This window comes from Limosilactobacillus caviae (assembly GCF_014635905.1).
GTDB classification, from domain to species: domain Bacteria; phylum Bacillota; class Bacilli; order Lactobacillales; family Lactobacillaceae; genus Limosilactobacillus; species Limosilactobacillus caviae.
On record NZ_BMDS01000003.1, the window covers coordinates 211,101 to 229,292 of the forward strand.

The following is an 18,192-nucleotide window of genomic DNA, read 5'->3' on the forward strand; positions in this document are numbered from 1 at the left end:
CCTAGCGGGTTGAATTGTTCAACTTCTAGGTCATCATTGTCTTTTAGCATAATAAACAAATTAACAAAAATACGATGAATTTTCTCAATCAGTTTGTAATTTGTTCATAATTAACGTATCATTATTCAGTATGATAATTCGAACGTAACTAGGTTGCAGCTAGTGGAACCCCTCTTGCTGCATTTTATATTGAAGGGAGAAAGAGAACGTGGATTTTAATCTTGCCCGTGGCGTGGATCTGCACATTATACCCACAAAGCAATTTAAGATGAATCACGTCTTAATAGATTTTGCGACTCCGCAAACACCAACAAATGCTACTGCACGAAATTTATTGGCAAACCTATTAGAGACCAGTACGCATCGCTATCCAACACAGACGGCTTTGGCCCGCCAATTAGCATCTTTATATGGGGCATATGTTAACTTATTTGTTAATCGTCTTGGAATGATGCACACAGTCCGATTGCGAGCAAGCTTTGTTAATAATCGTTTTGTTAATGAAGACTTGTTTGAAAAAATTAGCGGTCTGATAAATGAAATATTATTTCACCCACTGATTGATGATGGTGAATTTGATGGCCCTACTTTTAGGATTCAAGCAAATAACCTGCGAAGTACGATTAAATCGTTCTATGATGACAAACAATTTCTGGCAAGTCAGCGATTGATGGATTTATATTACCGAAATGATTCAGTAATGAAGATTCCAAGCTTTGGACAAATTGCTGATCTTGAAAAATTAAATGCAAAGAGTTTGGTTGCAACATATCAGTCAATGATCAACCACGATAAAGTTGATATTTTTGTTTTAGGTGATATCGATCCAGAACTTGCCCGCAGAGTTTTTGCAAGGCTGCCGTTTAATAATCGGGTTCCGCTTAGCAATTCGCCTTTATATCACCAGTTGCCTTATGATCAAGTTCAACGTAAAACCGAATATCAGCAGGTTAGTCAGGCTAAGCTAAATCTTGCATACTCTTTACCGGTTTATTACCATGATTCAGATTATTATGCGGCGTTGGTCTTTAACGGTCTTTTTGGTGGTACGCCATATTCAAAACTTTTTACAAATGTTCGGGAAAAAGCCAGCTTAGCTTATTATGCTTCAAGTCGTCTTTTGCCATTTAACGGAGTAGTGAGCGTTCAAACGGGGATTCGTGCTAGTGACCAAGAAAGAGTTCAAGATATGATTCAAGAGCAGCTTAAAGATTTGCAGAATGGCAATTTTTCTGATGAAGCCTTAAAAGAGGTCCAAGATAGTTTGATTAATCAATATCGTGCTGGTCATGATCTAGCAAGTAATATTTTGGAACAGCAACTAGTAGCTAAATTAGTTAATGAAACAAATAAAGATTTTGTAGCTGAAATAAAAAAGGTAACACCAGCTGATATTTCTCAAGTTGCAAACAAAATGAAACTTCAAGCAGTTTATTTATTAAGTGGTGAGAGATAGTTATATGGATAAACAAGTTTATCAAAATTTTAACCAGTCCATTTATCGTGAACAATTATCAAATGGGCTAAAGGTTCAGCTTCTGCCAATGGAAGGGTACCATAAGACGTATGCAATTTTAACAACTGACTTTGGCTCGATTGATAATCATTTCATTCCATATCATCAGGAGGAAGCAATTACCGTTCCAGACGGAGTTGCCCATTTTCTTGAACATAAAATGTTTGAGAAAAAAGACCATGATGCGTTTGATTTGTTTGGTAAATTGGGAGCTGATTCTAATGCCTTTACTAGCTTTACTCAAACAAGCTACCTTTTTTCAACTACTAGCAATCTTCACGAAAATTTAGATGTTTTGCTAGATTTTGTTCAAGATCCGTACTTTACCGACCAAACAGTAAAAAAAGAGCAGGGGATAATTGGTCAAGAAATTCAAATGTATGAGGATGATCCAAGTTGGCGTTTATATTTAGGAATTTTAGGTAATTTATACCCTAACGACCCGATGCGGATTGATATTGCAGGGACGATTGAATCAATTGGCCGCATTACACCAAAAATTTTGATGGATACTTATAAAACGTTCTATCAGCCTGCCAACATGAACTTATTCCTAGTTGGTCGCCTGGACCCAGAGGAAACAATGGCGTGGATCAAGCAAAATCAAGAACAAAAAATCTTTGCACCGACGGAAACGCCACGCAGATTATTTAAATTAAATGATCCGACTGCACATGATGTAATTCCTTTCCGCTCATTAACAATGGATATTGTAAGGCCCAAAGTAATGGTTGGTTTGCGGGGAACAAAGCAATTCGATGATGGGAAGCAACGATTGCATTATAAATTGGCAATTGATTTATTGTTAGATGTTTTGTTTGATGATACATCGGATAACTATTTGCGTTTATACAATAATGAAACACTTGATGATACATTTGGCTATAATTTTGAAATGCAACGAGGCTTTCATTTTGCCTATTTTAGTTCTGACACTGATCAAATGGAACGCTTTGCTGACGAAATTATTGATATCCTTGAGAGTGCTGATCAGCAAATCGAGGCCGCGCGAACAAGATTTGAAGGAATCAAAAATGCTGAATTAGGACGATTGATTGGACTTTTAGATTCTCCAGAGGCTATCGCTAATCGGTATGCTGGAGATCTATTTGCAGGAGCAAGTTTAATGGATGAAATCCAGATTTTAGAGACCATTACAATTGACGACCTTTATCAAGTGGCAAAGGATTTTATTACTCCCCAAGGAATTTCGGTATATCAAGTAGTACCACAACATCAATAAAATTAACTTTTCTTGTGAATTTATTATATATTGTGAGCATGATATAATATCCAAGAGTAAAGATAAATGAAAATGGAGATAGAATAATGAGTGAGAACGAGAACGATCAAAAACGACTTGAGATTGGCAAAATTTTACGAAAAGCTCGAGAAGAAAAAGGATATACCCTTGATGATCTTCAACAAATGACAAAAATCCAAAAGCGGTATTTAATTGCTATTGAAGATGAAAATTTCGATGAACTACCTGGGGACTTTTATGTTCGTGCGTTCATTAAGCAATATGCAAATATGGTTGGATTAGATGGTAATGAATTATTGCAAAAGTATGATGATCAATTACCAAAGACGAAGACAGAAGAATATTCTGATCATCTTGCTCAGGCGGTGGAGACACGGGCGAGTCAACGAAAGACTGTTAGTGGCAGTGTTGATAAGGTGCGGAATTATATGCCAACCATCATCATTGCGTGTGTGATTGTTTTAGTATTAGCTGCTATCTGGCTTACTGCAATTGCTCGTAATCACCGGGACTCTTCTACACGGATTGATAATAGTTCTGTTTCGGTATCCGGTGAGAGTCGCAAAAAGGCATCGTCTTCTTCTAAGAAAGAAAGTACAAAACAGAGTAAGTCAACAGCGATCAAGCTTCAAGAAGCACCTAATCGAAATGACACTAGCGTTACCTACACCGCTAAACAGCTTACGGCAGATACAACCTTACAAATTGAACCAAGTGATCGGTCGTGGATGCAGGTACGCGCAAATAACAATAACTTATTAAACAAGACCCTAAATAATAATGAAAAGACTAGCCTTAAGATTAATCGTGACACAACATCATTAGTAATTACAGTTGGTAACGCTCGGGCTACAAAATTAAAGATTGGTGACCAAGAAATTGACTTTACTAATAACGGTCGTTACCAAAACACACGGAATGTAACGATTAATTTTGGTCAAAATCAATCAAGTAGCAGTGCAGCTAGTCAAGCATCAAATAATTCAAATCGAAACGCTTCTTCGACTAGTCAATCAAATAATGCTACGCAACCATCTGCAGCAAGCAGCAGCCGTCCTCAGACAAATGCTAGTCGACAGGGTAGCCAACCTACTCGTTAATCTGGAGTGCTAAAGGAGTTAGAACATTGAATTTACCTAATAAATTAACTGTTGTTCGTTTAATTATTATCCCCTTTTTCTTATTATTAATGGTGTTGCCATTACAAAGCTGGGGAGCTGTTAGCTTTTTAGGGGCAACTATTCCAATGGCTCAGTTTATTGCTGCCATTTTGTTTATCGTTGCTACAATTACTGATAATCTTGACGGACAGATTGCGCGTCGTCAGCATCTTGTAACTAATTTTGGAAAATTTACTGATCCATTAGCGGATAAACTATTAGTAATGACCGCTTTTATTGTCTTGACTGGAAGCGGGGTTGTACCGTCATGGGTAACCTCAATTATTATCTGGCGTGAATTAGCCGTTACGGGGCTACGATTATTGCTGGTAGAACAAGATGGGATAGTTTTAGCTGCCAAAATGCCAGGTAAAATTAAAACGACAACGCAGTTTATTGCAATTATCTTCTTACTCTTAAATAACGTAATTTTTGCAATGTGGAATATTCCATTTGGCCAAATCATGCTATATATTTGTTTATTCTTTACTATTTACTCGGGAATAGACTACTTCATTCAGGGACGCGACGTTTTCTCGGATGGATTTAAATAATTTAAGATTAAGTCAGAGACTGGGAACTAACCCGGTCTTTAACTTTTTAAAGATAAAAATGCCAACGCGGTAACTGACTGGTAGTTCAAACGTTAATAGATCAGCATTTGTCTAATCTAATCATTCTTGCAATAGGCGGTGCGTTGACGACAGCGGGATAATGAACTAGGTAAGCTGGTTCTGCCCCGCTTATTTTATTTGAATTAAAATTTTATGATTTTAGTGAAAATGGTTATACTTTACGTATATATATTATAGGGGTGAACTTTATGGATGCGGAAATAATTTCAGTTGGAACAGAAATTGTACTAGGTCAAATTGTTAATACTAATGCAGCCTATTTGGCAAGAAAGCTTACTCAACTAGATCTACCAGCTACGTACCAGACGACTGTTGATGATCAGCCGCAACGACTTGAGCGGGTTATTAACCATGCATTGACACGAGCACAATTAGTTTTTGTCTGTGGTGGTTTAGGCCCAACCGCTGACGATATTACAATGCCAACCGTTGCTAGGACATTAGGAGTAGATTTACAAACGGATAACCAGCACTGGAATTGGATCCAACAAACTTTTAAACAACGGCAAATTAAAATGGAACCTGATAATATCCGCCAAGCTCAATATCTTAAAGGGGGCACGCCACTGAAGAACCCAGTTGGTCTTGCTTTAGGGTGCTGGGATGAAATTAATGGAAAGGTAGTCGTTGTATTGCCTGGACCACCAGCAGAATTCCAGGCGATGGTTGAAGAAAGTTTGATTCCTAAGTTAAAGGAGCATTTTCAAACTGGAAAACAAATTACTAGTCGGACCCTAAATTTCTTGGGTCGTCCTGAATCGCAGTTAATGAGCGAAATTCAGGAAGCAACTCAAAATGAAACGGGGATAAGCATTATTTCCTATGTTCAACCAACAGCAATTCAGGTGCGCTTAACAGTTCGGGACTTACCGAAAAAAGAAGCAACCGCGAAAATTGATCGGGTTCAAAAATCTATTTTAGCTTTTGAAAAGCCTTATTTTTTTGGTGTTGGTGATGATCTTACCCTTGCCAATGTAGTTGTTGAGTTATTAAAAGAAAAAAATTGGAAATTAACAGCTGCTGAAAGTCTAACAGGAGGAATGTTTCAAAGTACAATTTGTTCTGTTCCGGGGGCATCGAATATTTTTGATGGCGGTTTTGTCACCTATGCTGCCGGTGCTAAGGAAGAGCTCTTGGGAATACCTAATGGATTAATCGATCGATATGGTGTGGTAAGTTCTGAAACGGCAGCGGCAATGGCTGAAGGATGCCGTCAAAAATTGAATACAAAAATTGGTATTGGGTTTACTGGGGTTGCAGGTCCAGATGCATTAGAAAATCACCCCGCTGGTACAGTTTGGGTTGGATTAGCAATTGAGGGGCAGCCAACAAAGACGGTTCAGTTGCATCTTGCTTCTTATATTGGTAGACAGGCTATTAGAACCTTAAGTGTCCAGTACGGGCTGCAAATGATTTATCGTGAATTAAAAAAATAAACGAACTTTTGTTCACTTTTTTCTTGTTTTTTTTGCTAAAACTGTTATTATTAGTTATCGGATAAACCGTAAAAAAGGAGGAATTTGATTTGGCTGACCAACGAAAAGCAGCATTAGATGTTGCCATCAGAAAGATCGAAAAGAACTTTGGTAAAGGTTCAATTATGCGTATGGGTGATGCCACAGATATGAAGATTGCATCTGTATCTAGTGGCTCGCTTGCAATTGATAAAGCACTCGGCATTGGTGGGTATCCTCGTGGCCGGATAGTAGAAATTTATGGCCCAGAGAGTTCTGGGAAGACCACTGTTGCTTTACATGCAGTAGCAGAAGTTCAACGCCAGGGTGGAACAGCAGCATATATTGATGCTGAAAATGCACTTGATCCTCAATATGCTGAGGCATTAGGAGTTAATATTGATGATTTATTACTTTCCCAGCCTGATAGTGGTGAAGAAGGACTAGAAATCGCTGATGCATTAATTTCTAGTGGAGCAGTTGATTTAGTTATTGTTGACTCAGTAGCAGCATTAGTTCCTCGTGCTGAAATTGACGGTGATATGGGTGATACTCATGTCGGCTTACAAGCGCGTTTAATGTCTCAGGCGCTTCGAAAGTTATCTGGTGAGATTAATAAAACAAAGACGATTGCTATCTTTATCAACCAGATTCGTGAAAAAGTCGGGGTTATGTTTGGTAACCCTGAAACTACTACTGGTGGTCGTGCCTTAAAATTCTACTCAACAATTCGTATGGAAATTCGTCGTGCAGAACAGATTAAGAATGGGACAGACGTTGTTGGTAATAAAGCAAAAGTAAAAATTGTGAAGAACAAGGTTGCTCCGCCATTCAAGCGTTGTGAAGTTGACATTATGTACGGTGAAGGTATCTCTAAGACAGGGGAATTATTAGATATGGCAGTTGAAAATGACCTTGTTGATAAAAGCGGTGCTTGGTATTCATATGGCAATGAGCGAATTGGTCAAGGGCGAGAAAATGCTAAAAAGTGGCTTAAAGAACATCCTGATAGCATGAATGAATTAATGAATAAGGTTCGTGTTGCAAACGGAATGGAACCTTTAGATGAAAAATCTGCAAAAGATTCAACTAATGGTAAAGATTCCAGTGGATCAGGAGAAAGTAAGCAAGAAACTATTGAAGAAGCAAGTAAAAAATAGTTGGCATTAACGGTATAAAATAACAGGAGGACCCTAACATCTTTACTAATAAAATAAGATGTTAGGGCCTTCTTCGTCTATTAATAGCTCTTTAATATGGATTAAAAAATTCAATAGTTGACACCTTGGTTTGGCAAGCTTAAAATTTAACATGTGTGATGTTTTGAAACATGACACGGTGAAATTAATTTATTCATACCAACAACATAATAGTTGAAGCGGAGGTGAAATAGTGGAAGTATTAATATTCGCCGCGCTTGTTATGGTTGTCGGAATTATTGTCGGCTATGTAATTCGCAAGGTTTCATACGAAAAACAAGTTGCAGAAGCGCATAATGATGCGCAAGGTATTATTTCTAAAGCAAAACAAGACGCAGCAACGGCGAAAAAAGAGGCTATTTTAGAAGCAAAAGAAGAGAGTCATCAATATCGGGAACGTGTTGAAGACGAGTTAAAGCAACGGCGAAGTGAAGTTCAACGTCAAGAGGATCGTCTACTTCAACGGGAAACTTCTTTAGATCATAAAGATAGTGCTCTTGAAAAACGAGAAAATGCGGTTGGTGTTCGTGAACGAAAATTAGATCAAGAAAAAGAACGACTTCATCAATCTAAGGAACAAGCTGAAGCCTTAGTTGAACAACGTAAACAAGAAGTTGAAAAAGTTGCTCAAATGTCACAAGATGACGCTAAACAGTTATTATTATCTGAAGTAAAAGAACAGTTAAAGACTGAACGGGCAGTAATGATTCGTGATAGTGAACAAGAAGCAGAACTTTCAGCAGAACGAAACGCTAAGAAATTAATTGTTGAGGCGATTCAGCGAAGTGCTGCTGATGTTGTCTCTGAGACGACTGTTTCAGTTGTTACCCTTCCTAATGATGATATGAAGGGGAGAATAATTGGTCGTGAAGGTCGTAATATTAGAACTTTAGAGACATTAACAGGAATTGATTTGATTATTGATGACACGCCGGAAGCAGTAGTGTTAAGTGGTTTTGACCCGGTTCGTCGAGAAATTGCTAAAATTGCTCTTGAAAAGTTAATTCAAGATGGGCGTATTCACCCTGCGAGAATTGAAGAAGCAGTTGATAAAGCTCGTAAGCAAATGGATACCCAGTTGCGTGAAACTGGAGAGCAGGCATTGTTTGATTTAGGGATTCATTCTATGCATCCTGACCTTATTAAGACGGTTGGGAGAATGAAGTACCGGACAAGTTATGGTCAAAATGTTTTAGATCATTCGATTGAAGTTGCTAAGTTAGCGGGAATCATGGCTGCTGAACTTGGTGAGGACGTCACAATGGCAAAACGTGCTGGGCTATTACATGATATTGGCAAAGCAATTGACCATGAAGTTGATGGTTCGCATGTTGAGCTTGGAGTTGAATTGACCCGGAAATACAAAGAAAATAAAGTGGTAATCAATACGATTGCTTCACACCATGGAGATGTCCCAGCAACTTCTGTGATCGCTGTTCTAGTTCAGGCGGCTGATGCAATTTCAGGCGCTCGACCAGGTGCGCGAAGTGAATCATTAGAACAATACATTCAACGCTTAAAGAAACTAGAAGGCATAGCAAACAGTTATGATGGTGTCGACCATAGTTACGCAATTCAAGCTGGTCGAGAACTTCGCGTGATTGTTAAACCAAAGAAGATTTCTGATTTGCAAGCAACAACTTTGTCACATGATATTAAGAACAAAATTGAAAAGCAATTAGAATATCCAGGACATATCAAAGTAACCGTTATTCGGGAAGTTCGAGCAGTTGATTATGCTAAATAAACTGGTTTTCAGTTCTAATAAAGAGACTGGGTACATACTACAGTCTCTTTATTATTTTAAAAAACAGTAACTGGTGCTAAACTATAGAGCCTTGCATGAAATTATGGCAGAAAATATAATTAATTTATTGTAAATAATAAGAACGAAATAAAATTATTAACGGGGTGAAAGTTAGTGGCAAAAAAGATGACGCCAATGATGGAACAATATCAAAAGGTGAAGGATCAATATCCAGATGCCTTTTTGTTTTATCGTTTAGGTGATTTTTATGAGCTGTTTAATGATGATGCGATTAAAGGAGCGCAACTACTAGAATTAACATTAACAACTAGAAATCATAGTGCTAAAAATCCAATCCCAATGTGTGGAGTGCCACATAGAGCTGTTAATAGCTATATTGATATTTTAATTGACAAAGGTTATAAAGTAGCAATCTGTGAACAAATGGAAGATCCTAAAAAAGCCAAGGGGATGGTTAAACGAGCCGTTACTCGTCTTATTACCCCAGGGACACAAATGGATCTTAATGGAGAACAGGCGCGAGACAATAACTATTTAGCAGCAATAAGTATGCAAGATAATGCTTTCAATATTGCGTATACGGACTTGTCGACGGGGGAGCTTAAAACGACCACCCTTGATAACGCTAATGACGCGGTTAACGAATTAGTTAATTTACAAAGTAAGGAAGTAGTAGTGGATGGTGAGCTTCCTGCTGAAATAACTACACAATTTAAACAACGGAACATTCTTCAATCTCACCAGCCGACTATCTTAAAAAATTCGGAGATAAGCTATCTTACTCAAGATCTTGAAGCAGCAGGTCAACAGCGTGTGGTTGGCCTTTTGGTATCATACTTATTAACAACGCAAAAGAGGGCACTTGCTCACTTACAAAAAGCAATTGCTTACCAGCCAAGCTCTTTTATGAAAATTGATCATTATTCTAAAACCAACTTAGAATTAATGAAAAATATGCGAAGCGGTAAACGTCAAGGAACATTAGCCTGGCTCTTAGATGAAACTAAAACGGCAATGGGGAGCAGGTTATTAAAACGGTGGATTGATCGGCCATTAATTAACCCGAATGCAATTAGCGAACGTCAAGATAAAGTCCAAGAATTATTAAACCATTATTTTGAAAGGAGCAATTTGCAGCAAGAATTAATAAAGGTATATGACTTAGAGCGTTTAGCAGGAAGAGTGGCTTATGGCAGCGTTAATGGACGGGACCTTATTCAACTAAAGACATCCCTTAGACAAGTCCCCAAAATAAAGTATGTTTTAGAAACACTAGATTCACCCGTGTTTGAGCAACTCCAAAAACAGCTTGATCCGTTAGATGATATAGCTGATTTAATTGACCGGGCTATTGTTGAGGAACCGCCAATTGCAATAACAGATGGCGGCGTAATTAAGGATGGCTATAATACACAATTAGACCAGTATCGTGATGCCATGAATAATGGAAAACAGTGGATTGCTGATCTCCAGGAGCATGAGCGGAAATTAACCGGTATAAGTAATTTAAAAATTGGTTATAATCATGTTTTTGGTTACTATATTGAAGTTACGAAGGTTAATCTTGATAAATTGCCAAAAGACCGCTATGAACGCAAGCAGACGCTGGTTAATGCCGAGCGGTTCTCAACGCCTGAACTGAAAGAAAAAGAGGCATTAATAATGGGTGCTCAAGAAAAGTCAACTGCTCTTGAGTATGACCTCTTTGTAAAAATTCGTGAGCAAGTAAAAAGTCAGATCAAGCGATTGCAAAAGTTAGCGCAACAATTAGCAGAATTAGATGTATTACAAAGCTTTGCTGTAGTAAGTGAAGATTACCATTTCGTCCGCCCAACGATGAATACGGGACATGTTCTGAAGATTAAGGATGGACGACACCCAGTAGTTGAAAAATTTATGGGGCATCAAGAATATGTCCCTAATGATGTTTTAATGGGTGATGATACTGATATCTTACTAATTACCGGACCTAATATGTCTGGTAAGAGTACGTATATGCGTCAACTCGCCCTTATCGCAGTAATGGCACAGATTGGGTGTTTTGTACCCGCTAAGTCAGCTGAATTGCCAATTTTTGATCAAGTTTTTACACGAATTGGGGCAGCAGATGATCTAATCTCTGGTGAAAGTACATTTATGGTCGAAATGATGGAGGCTAATAATGCTTTAATGCATGCAACGGATCGAAGCTTAATTTTATTTGATGAAATTGGTCGAGGAACAGCTACCTACGATGGAATGGCTTTGGCACAAGCAATTATTGAATATGTCCACCAGCATGTGCGTGCGAAGACTCTTTTCTCAACTCATTATCACGAATTAACCGCGCTGGAAGATAGTCTGGCACGATTGAAGAATGTTCATGTGGGGGCGACGGAAAAAGATGGTGAACTGGTATTTCTCCATAAAGTAAGTGCAGGACCAGCTGATAAGTCTTATGGGATCCATGTTGCAAAATTAGCAGGGATGCCAAGTTCATTGTTAAAACGTGCTGATACAATTCTTCAAAAGCTAGAGAGAAAAGATATTAAGCTACCATCGTCCCCAGCAGAAAAAGATGGAAACTATCAGACTGAAACGATTTCTGCAAAAGTAAATGAACCAGTGCCAACAAAACGGAAGGCTGCACCAGTGATTGAAGATAATGGGCAGCTTGAACTGTTTGCGACACCAACAGAAAAAAAGGAAACAGGCATTGACCGGCGTATTCTACACCAATTAAAAGAACTCAACCTGATGGGAATGACGCCTATGGATGTAATGAATCAGATTTATAAATGGCAGCAGAAATTGAAATAGGGTGATATTTAATGGGAAAAATTCATGAACTGGATAATATTTTAGCTGACCAAATAGCTGCCGGGGAAGTAATCGAGCGTCCGGCATCAATTGTAAAAGAGTTAGTTGAAAATTCACTTGATGCCCATAGTCACCGTGTTGACATTATTGTTGAAAATTCTGGACTGGATAGTGTCCGAGTAATCGATGATGGTGATGGGATTGCTGCTGAAGATGTTAAACTTGCTTTTCATCGTCATGCTACCAGTAAGATTAATTCACGACATGACTTGTTTAAGGTCCAGACAATGGGATTTCGCGGCGAGGCTTTACCTAGTATTGCTTCTGTTGCTGACGTAACTTTAACTACTGCTCAAGCTGGACAAGAAGAGGGTGCAATGATTCACCTGCGTGGCGGAAAAGAATTAGCTATGAAGCCGGCAGGAGCGCGCCAAGGAACTGATATTAAAGTAACCGACCTGTTTTTTAATACTCCGGCACGGTTGAAATACCTTAAGTCGCCACAGACTGAATTAGCACGAATTACGGATATTATTAACCGGTTGGCACTGGCTAATCCAGCAGTTGCTTTTAGCTTTACCCATAACGGCCGTGAACTATTCCGCTCGGCTGGTAATAATAACCTTCAACAAGTTGTTGCAGCTATTTATGGTGTTCAAGCTGGACGAAAAATGTTAGAAGTAAAAGGCGAGGATAATGATTTTAAAATAAGCGGTTTTGTTTCTTTACCTGAATTAACCCGGGCATCGCGACAGTATATTACGATTACGATCAACCACCGTTATGTTCGTAATTTTGAGTTAACTAAGGCAATCATTCAAGGGTATGAATCAAAGTTAATGGTTGGGCGTTATCCATTGGCGGTAATTAATATTGACCTGGATCCTGTTTTAGTCGACGTTAACGTCCATCCGGCTAAACGCGAAGTCCGATTGAGCAAAGAACAACAATTAACAAAATTAATTTCCAAAGTAATTCGCAAGCGGATTGCAGTAGAGAATTTAATTCCGAATGTGGATGCAGATCAATTTATGCCGAATGATGATGAAATAGCCGACCTGGATCGACGCTTGAAAGAGGCATCACCGGCTTACCATGCCAATCCTATTTCAACAGTTCCCGTTCAAGAACAAGTAGCAGCAAATGGTGTATCACCAGTTGCAGATAATCCTGCGAAAGCTGACGCTCATGATAGTGAAATTCCAGCACCAATAGTTATCCATGATGTTAATGATTTAAGAACACCAGCGATGCAAAAATTTGATGAACGTTACCAAAATGAAGGAACCGTTACCCCGTTTCCAACCTCAACGCCACCAATGAGTACTAAGAAACCTGAAAACATTGAATTGGACGTCCATGATAAAACTGATCAGAGTCAGAATCGGTTTCCTGAACTGCAATATATTGGTCAGCTGCAAGGAACGTTTTTGCTAGCCCAGGCAGGTGACGGACTTTATATTATTGATCAACATGCGGCCCAAGAACGGATTAACTATGAATATTATCGGCAAAAGATTGGTGAAGTGAGTCCAAGCCAACAGAATTTCTTAGTACCGCTTGTCCTAAACTATTCTACTGTTGACGCTTTAACTATTACCCAGCACCTAGATACTTTAGCGGCGGTCGGCTTGAATTTAGAGTCATTCGGTCAAAATAGTTTTATTTTGCGGTCGCACCCAACTTGGTTTAAGGAGGGGCAGGAAGAAGATACGGCTAAGGAAATGATTGATTGGCTAATTAAGAATGGTAAGCTAACAGTTAAGGAATTTCGAATGAGGACAGCAATCATGATGAGTTGTAAACGAGCGATTAAAGCTAATCATCATCTTGATGAACGAGAAGCAAAGGCCCTTTTAAAACGGTTGCCTCAATGCGAGAACCCATTTAATTGTCCTCATGGCCGTCCTGTTACCGTCCATTTTGATGATCAGGATTTGGAAAAAATGTTTAAGAGAATTCAGGATTCACATACCCCGTATGCTGATGATTTTGATGATCACGAATTTTAAGGAGGAACTGCTTTGTACGAATACTTAACAGGTTTTGTTTCAATTGTTGCCCCGCAATATATCGTTATTGATGTGCAGGGGGTAGGATATAAGTTATTAGTTGCTAATCCTTATCTTTACCAGGAAGATAAGGAGAAAAAGGTTCAAGTATATGTCTACCAAGCAGTTCGTGAAGACAATATTTCATTATTTGGTTTTAAAGATCAAAATGAAAAGAACTTATTTATGCAATTAATTAATGTTTCAGGTATCGGTCCCAAAAGTGCCTTAGCAATTTTGGCAAATCCTGACCACCAGGGATTAGTGGATGCAATTGCTAATAATAATGTTAGCTACTTAACTAAGTTCCCGGGAATTGGTAAAAAAACTGCTTCTCAAATTGTGTTAGATTTACGTGATAAACTGAGTAAGGAAAGCAGCGGGTCATTATTTGCCGCAAGTCAGTTAGCAGTTGACGTTGAAGTTAATCAAGAATTAAAAGATGCCTTGGAGGCTTTAGCAGCATTAGGCTATAAAGAACGAGACATCAAAAAAGTACAAAAGAGCTTGATTAAAGAAGAAAAAATGGCGACGGATGAATATTTACGGCAAGCATTACGGCTGCTTAATTAGGAGGTGCAATGATTGTGGAGCATGATCATGATGTTTTATCCGATCATTCAACAGGTGAAGAAGAGAGCAGAGTTGAAGTAACTCTTCGTCCGCAAAAGCTAAGCGAGTATATTGGACAACCAAAGATAAAGCATGAACTTAATGTGTATATTAAAGCAGCGCAAACGCGTGAAGAGGCTCTTGACCATGTTTTACTTTACGGCCCGCCAGGTTTAGGGAAAACAACCCTTGCGATGGTGATAGCAAATGAAATGGGGGTTAACATCAAAACTACCAGTGGTCCGGCAATTGAAAAGCCGGGTGATCTGGTTGCCTTACTAAACGAGTTAAAACCCGGTGATGTTTTGTTTGTTGATGAAATCCACCGTTTACCTAAGGTAGTGGAAGAAATGCTTTATTCTGCAATGGAAGACTATTACATTGATATTGTGATCGGCGAAGGACCAACCGCACATCCCGTTCATTTTCCGCTACCGCCGTTTACGTTAATTGGTGCAACAACGCGGGCAGGGATGCTTTCAGCGCCATTGCGGGACCGCTTTGGTATTGTTGAGCATATGAATTATTACACTCAAGAAGAACTAACAAAAATTATTTTCCGCTCTGCTAAAATCTTTCATACGAGCATTCAAGATGAAGGAGCGCATGAGCTGTCATTGCGTTCAAGAGGTACCCCGCGAATTGCTAATCGGTTATTAAAACGAGTTCGGGATTTTGCCCAAGTTGCTGGAAAGCAAAGCATTGATTCGGCAATTGTTAAGCAGGCTTTAGCTCTTCTTCAAGTTGATGACCGTGGTTTAGATGAAATTGATCGAAAGATGCTACTAACGATGATCAACTTTTACAATGGGGGTCCAGTAGGATTAAAGACGATTGCGGCTAATATTGGTGAAGAAACTAATACAATTGAAGAAATGTATGAACCATACCTTTTGCAGATTGGATTTATTAGCCGAACGCCACGGGGCCGATTGGTTACTCCTGCAGCTTATGAGCATTTAGGAATTGTATATCCATCAGGAAAAAATAGTTGAGGAAGATTATGAGCAGTATAAAGTTTACGATTAAAGATAATGATGGGACTGCCCGAACAGGCTGCTTACAAGTTAATGGAAGACAAATTGAAACGCCAGCCCTCGTTTACACAGGAAATGAATTGATGAAATTAGCTCCTGCTCAATTGGAACATGCGGGAGTCAGAGCGTTAAAAACTGCTGGGCTGATGCGGTGGCTAAAATATAATTCAACAATCGAAAAATTAGGCGACCTTCATCAATTATTCCATTGGCAAGGGTTACTAATGATTGACTTACAAAATGACTATGCTTACCGTCTTGCAAAGCCACGAGGAAAAAAGCGAGATGGTGTCCGTTTTCACGATCCGGCAACAGGTCAATTAAAATTTTGGCAACCAGAAACAGCCCTTCATGTTCAACAAGATTTGGGGGCAGATATTTTTCAGAGTTTCGATCGGACTACCGACTATTATGCCCCAGTTGATGATCTTGAAGTTGGCGTAGAGCAAACGGCTAACTGGTTAGCATTAAATACCCCGGTAAAAGAGCAAACTTTTGGCACTGTTGCTGGCGGCGGATTAAAAAAGTTACGGAAAAGCAGTGTTCAAGCAGTTGATCAAGCTGGACTAGCGGGTTACCGTCTTAGTGGTATTCCTGGCAATTTGAATAATGCCGAATTTAAGCGGATAATAAATGAAATTGTGCCCTTGTTATCGCCAATACAGCCGCGCTATATAGACACTGCTGTTACTTTAAGGCAAATGCTAGAAGCCGTTTTATCAGGAGTAGATTTGATTGACAGCGACTTAGCGGCTAAAAAGGCGGCAAATGGTATAGTATTAGTTGGCGACAGATTAATACCGCTTCATTTAGACCGTGAACATTTTAGCTTTGATTCGCAGCCGATCGATAATCAATGTTCTTGTGCAACCTGTCAAGCAGGCTATTCACGAGCGCTGCTTCATTCATTGGTTGCTGATCATAGTTTTTATGGTGAGCAGTTATTACTTCAACATAATCTTTTTACGTTAAATAAGTTAATGAATAATTTGCGACAAGCAATTAAAAATCATCAAATAAAAAGATTTGTTCAAGAATTATTGTAGAATCAATAGAGAATATAGCTTTTTATGATAAAGTTTGTTAAAGTTAATATTAGTTAACTTTTTGAAGGGATGGATAGACTGTGAATAGTTTGAGTAGTTTTGTTCTTGGTGCTGCTTCATCTAACAATGCAAGTAGTTACTCATCAATTATTTTAATCATCTTAATGGTTGCTTTGATGTACTTCTTTATGATTCGTCCACAACAAAAGCAACGTAAAGAACACCAAGAGATGATGAACGAGTTGCACCCAGGTGATGAAGTAGTAACGATTGGCCGAATGCATGGTAAGATTGATTCAATTAATAAAGCTGATCGGACAGTTACTTTAGACTGTGAAGGAATTTACCTTACTTTTGATATGGTTGCCATTGCACGGGTTGTAAAGCGCGCCGATGCACCAGCAAGTGAAGCACCACAAAATAATGAAGCTGATTCTGCCAGCTCTGCAGTAGACAGTGCTGATGCTGCAACAGCTGATAGTGTTGCTAATGAAACTACTTCGGCCGCTAGTGCTAATGAAGAGCAAAAGAAGAACGAAGAAAAATAATCTAAGAATGAGGATGAAAATAGTCGTAAATAAGCGAAGATTTTCATCTTTTTTGTTTGGTTGTTAATCTCTTTTATTGCTATACTAAAGAATAGTGTTAAATTTTATTCGGGTAAGGAGAATAGCATAATGGCAGATCCATTAACAGCGATTTTTGAACAAATCAAAAAATATAATAAGATAATTATTCACCGGCATCAGCGCCCTGATCCAGATGCGATCGGTTCACAAGTAGGACTTGCAGAAATTTTGCGTGCCTCATTCCCATATAAACAGATCTATGTTGTCGGCAAGCATATTTCAGGATTTGACTGGATTGGTGAAATGGATACGGTTGACAACCAAACTTTTGACGATGCATTAGTGATTGTCACGGATACAGCTAATGCCCCACGAATAGACGATCGGCGTTTTGATAATGGTGATGAGTTAATCAAAATCGACCACCACCCTAATGATGAACCGTTTGGTGATATCATGTGGGTTGAACCGGATGCTTCTAGCTGTTCTGAAATGATTTATAGTTTTTATCAGCGGTTCGCAAAAGAGCTAACTCTTCCTAAAAAAGCCGCCCATGCATTATATGCGGGGATTATTGGTGACACAGGTCGCTTCCTTTATCCCGCAACAACCCCACGGACAATGTTGGTTGCAGGTTCATTAATGGCAGCGGGGGCAAATGCGGCGGAAATAAGCCAGCATGAAAATGAAATTACTTTGCCAGTGGCACGGTTATCAGCGTATGTTTACGATAATTTGAAAATTTTAGATAATGGAGCAGCTTATGTTATTTTAACCAATGAAATTTTAGAACGGTTTGGTTTAACAGAAGCAGGTACATCTGCAATCGTATCTTTACCAGGTCGAATTCATGATGTTACGGCGTGGGCTATTTTTGTGGAACAAGAAGATGGTCATTACCGTATTCGTCTTCGTTCAAAGGGTCCAACAATCAACGGACTGGCTAAGAATCATGATGGAGGCGGTCACCCTCTTGCCAGTGGCGCAAAGGCAAAAGATGAGGCGGAAATTAACCAGGTAATTGATGAACTGAACCAATTAACACAAAGTTATACAAATCAAAAGACGAAAGGGAAATAAGG

At 38.9% G+C, this 18,192-nt stretch carries 14 protein-coding genes; all 14 read left to right on the plus strand.

From position 1 onward, the window contains the following. Window positions 1-208 precede the first annotated feature (208 nt). A complete protein-coding gene (yfmF, locus tag IEU90_RS05815; protein WP_188357862.1) occupies window positions 209-1,456 on the plus strand; it encodes an EF-P 5-aminopentanol modification-associated protein YfmF in 1,248 nt (415 codons plus the stop codon). 4 nt (window positions 1,457-1,460) lie between these two features. Next, window positions 1,461-2,759, plus strand: coding sequence for an EF-P 5-aminopentanol modification-associated protein YfmH (yfmH, locus tag IEU90_RS05820; protein WP_153710215.1), 1,299 nt, complete (start codon window positions 1,461-1,463; stop codon window positions 2,757-2,759). 86 nt (window positions 2,760-2,845) lie between these two features. Beyond that, window positions 2,846-3,880, plus strand: a complete 1,035-nt coding sequence (locus IEU90_RS05825; RefSeq protein ID WP_153710216.1) for a helix-turn-helix domain-containing protein — start codon at window positions 2,846-2,848, stop codon at window positions 3,878-3,880. Between the two features lie 26 nt (window positions 3,881-3,906). Beyond that, window positions 3,907-4,494 (plus strand): CDP-diacylglycerol--glycerol-3-phosphate 3-phosphatidyltransferase, encoded by a 588-nt coding sequence (gene pgsA, locus IEU90_RS05830; protein WP_153710217.1) that lies wholly within the window; start codon window positions 3,907-3,909, stop codon window positions 4,492-4,494. 269 nt (window positions 4,495-4,763) lie between these two features. After that, window positions 4,764-6,011, plus strand: coding sequence for a competence/damage-inducible protein A (locus IEU90_RS05835; RefSeq protein WP_188357863.1), 1,248 nt, complete (start codon window positions 4,764-4,766; stop codon window positions 6,009-6,011). Window positions 6,012-6,100: 89 nt separating this feature from the next. Continuing rightward, window positions 6,101-7,189: a recombinase RecA gene (gene recA, locus IEU90_RS05840; RefSeq protein WP_153710219.1), complete on the plus strand. Its 1,089-nt coding sequence runs from the start codon at window positions 6,101-6,103 to the stop codon at window positions 7,187-7,189. 262 nt (window positions 7,190-7,451) lie between these two features. Next, window positions 7,452-8,975, plus strand: coding sequence for a ribonuclease Y (rny, locus tag IEU90_RS05845; RefSeq protein ID WP_153710267.1), 1,524 nt, complete (start codon window positions 7,452-7,454; stop codon window positions 8,973-8,975). Between the two features lie 174 nt (window positions 8,976-9,149). After that, the gene (gene mutS, locus IEU90_RS05850; RefSeq protein WP_188357865.1) at window positions 9,150-11,795 is read left to right on the plus strand and encodes a DNA mismatch repair protein MutS; all 2,646 of its coding nucleotides are present in this window, start codon (window positions 9,150-9,152) and stop codon (window positions 11,793-11,795) included. 11 nt (window positions 11,796-11,806) lie between these two features. Then, window positions 11,807-13,807 (plus strand): DNA mismatch repair endonuclease MutL, encoded by a 2,001-nt coding sequence (mutL, locus tag IEU90_RS05855; protein WP_153710220.1) that lies wholly within the window; start codon window positions 11,807-11,809, stop codon window positions 13,805-13,807. 12 nt (window positions 13,808-13,819) lie between these two features. Further along, entirely contained in the window at window positions 13,820-14,419 is a 600-nt protein-coding gene (gene ruvA, locus IEU90_RS05860; protein ID WP_153710221.1) for a Holliday junction branch migration protein RuvA, read from the plus strand. 14 nt (window positions 14,420-14,433) lie between these two features. Continuing rightward, window positions 14,434-15,453, plus strand: coding sequence for a Holliday junction branch migration DNA helicase RuvB (gene ruvB / locus IEU90_RS05865; RefSeq protein WP_188357879.1), 1,020 nt, complete (start codon window positions 14,434-14,436; stop codon window positions 15,451-15,453). 8 nt (window positions 15,454-15,461) lie between these two features. Further along, complete coding sequence (locus IEU90_RS05870) at window positions 15,462-16,541, plus strand: tRNA-ribosyltransferase family protein (protein ID WP_153710223.1); 1,080 nt, start codon at window positions 15,462-15,464, stop codon at window positions 16,539-16,541. An 80-nt stretch (window positions 16,542-16,621) separates the two neighbouring features. After that, window positions 16,622-17,089, plus strand: coding sequence for a preprotein translocase subunit YajC (gene yajC, locus IEU90_RS05875; protein WP_188357866.1), 468 nt, complete (start codon window positions 16,622-16,624; stop codon window positions 17,087-17,089). Window positions 17,090-17,218: 129 nt separating this feature from the next. Continuing rightward, window positions 17,219-18,190: a DHH family phosphoesterase gene (locus tag IEU90_RS05880; protein ID WP_153710224.1), complete on the plus strand. Its 972-nt coding sequence runs from the start codon at window positions 17,219-17,221 to the stop codon at window positions 18,188-18,190. Window positions 18,191-18,192 lie beyond the last annotated feature (2 nt).

Excerpts from the sequence above, each read along its gene's own strand:
- yfmH (WP_153710215.1), top strand. The coding sequence starts at position 1,461 with ATGGATAAACAAGTTTATCAAAATTTTAACCAGTCCATTTATCGTGAA.
- IEU90_RS05825 (WP_153710216.1), top strand. The coding sequence starts at position 2,846 with ATGAGTGAGAACGAGAACGATCAAAAACGACTTGAGATTGGCAAAATT.
- IEU90_RS05835 (WP_188357863.1), top strand. The coding sequence starts at position 4,764 with ATGGATGCGGAAATAATTTCAGTTGGAACAGAAATTGTACTAGGTCAA.
- rny (WP_153710267.1), top strand. The coding sequence starts at position 7,452 with ATGGTTGTCGGAATTATTGTCGGCTATGTAATTCGCAAGGTTTCATAC.
- mutL (WP_153710220.1), top strand. The coding sequence starts at position 11,807 with ATGGGAAAAATTCATGAACTGGATAATATTTTAGCTGACCAAATAGCT.
- IEU90_RS05870 (WP_153710223.1), top strand. The coding sequence starts at position 15,462 with ATGAGCAGTATAAAGTTTACGATTAAAGATAATGATGGGACTGCCCGA.
- IEU90_RS05880 (WP_153710224.1), top strand. The coding sequence starts at position 17,219 with ATGGCAGATCCATTAACAGCGATTTTTGAACAAATCAAAAAATATAAT.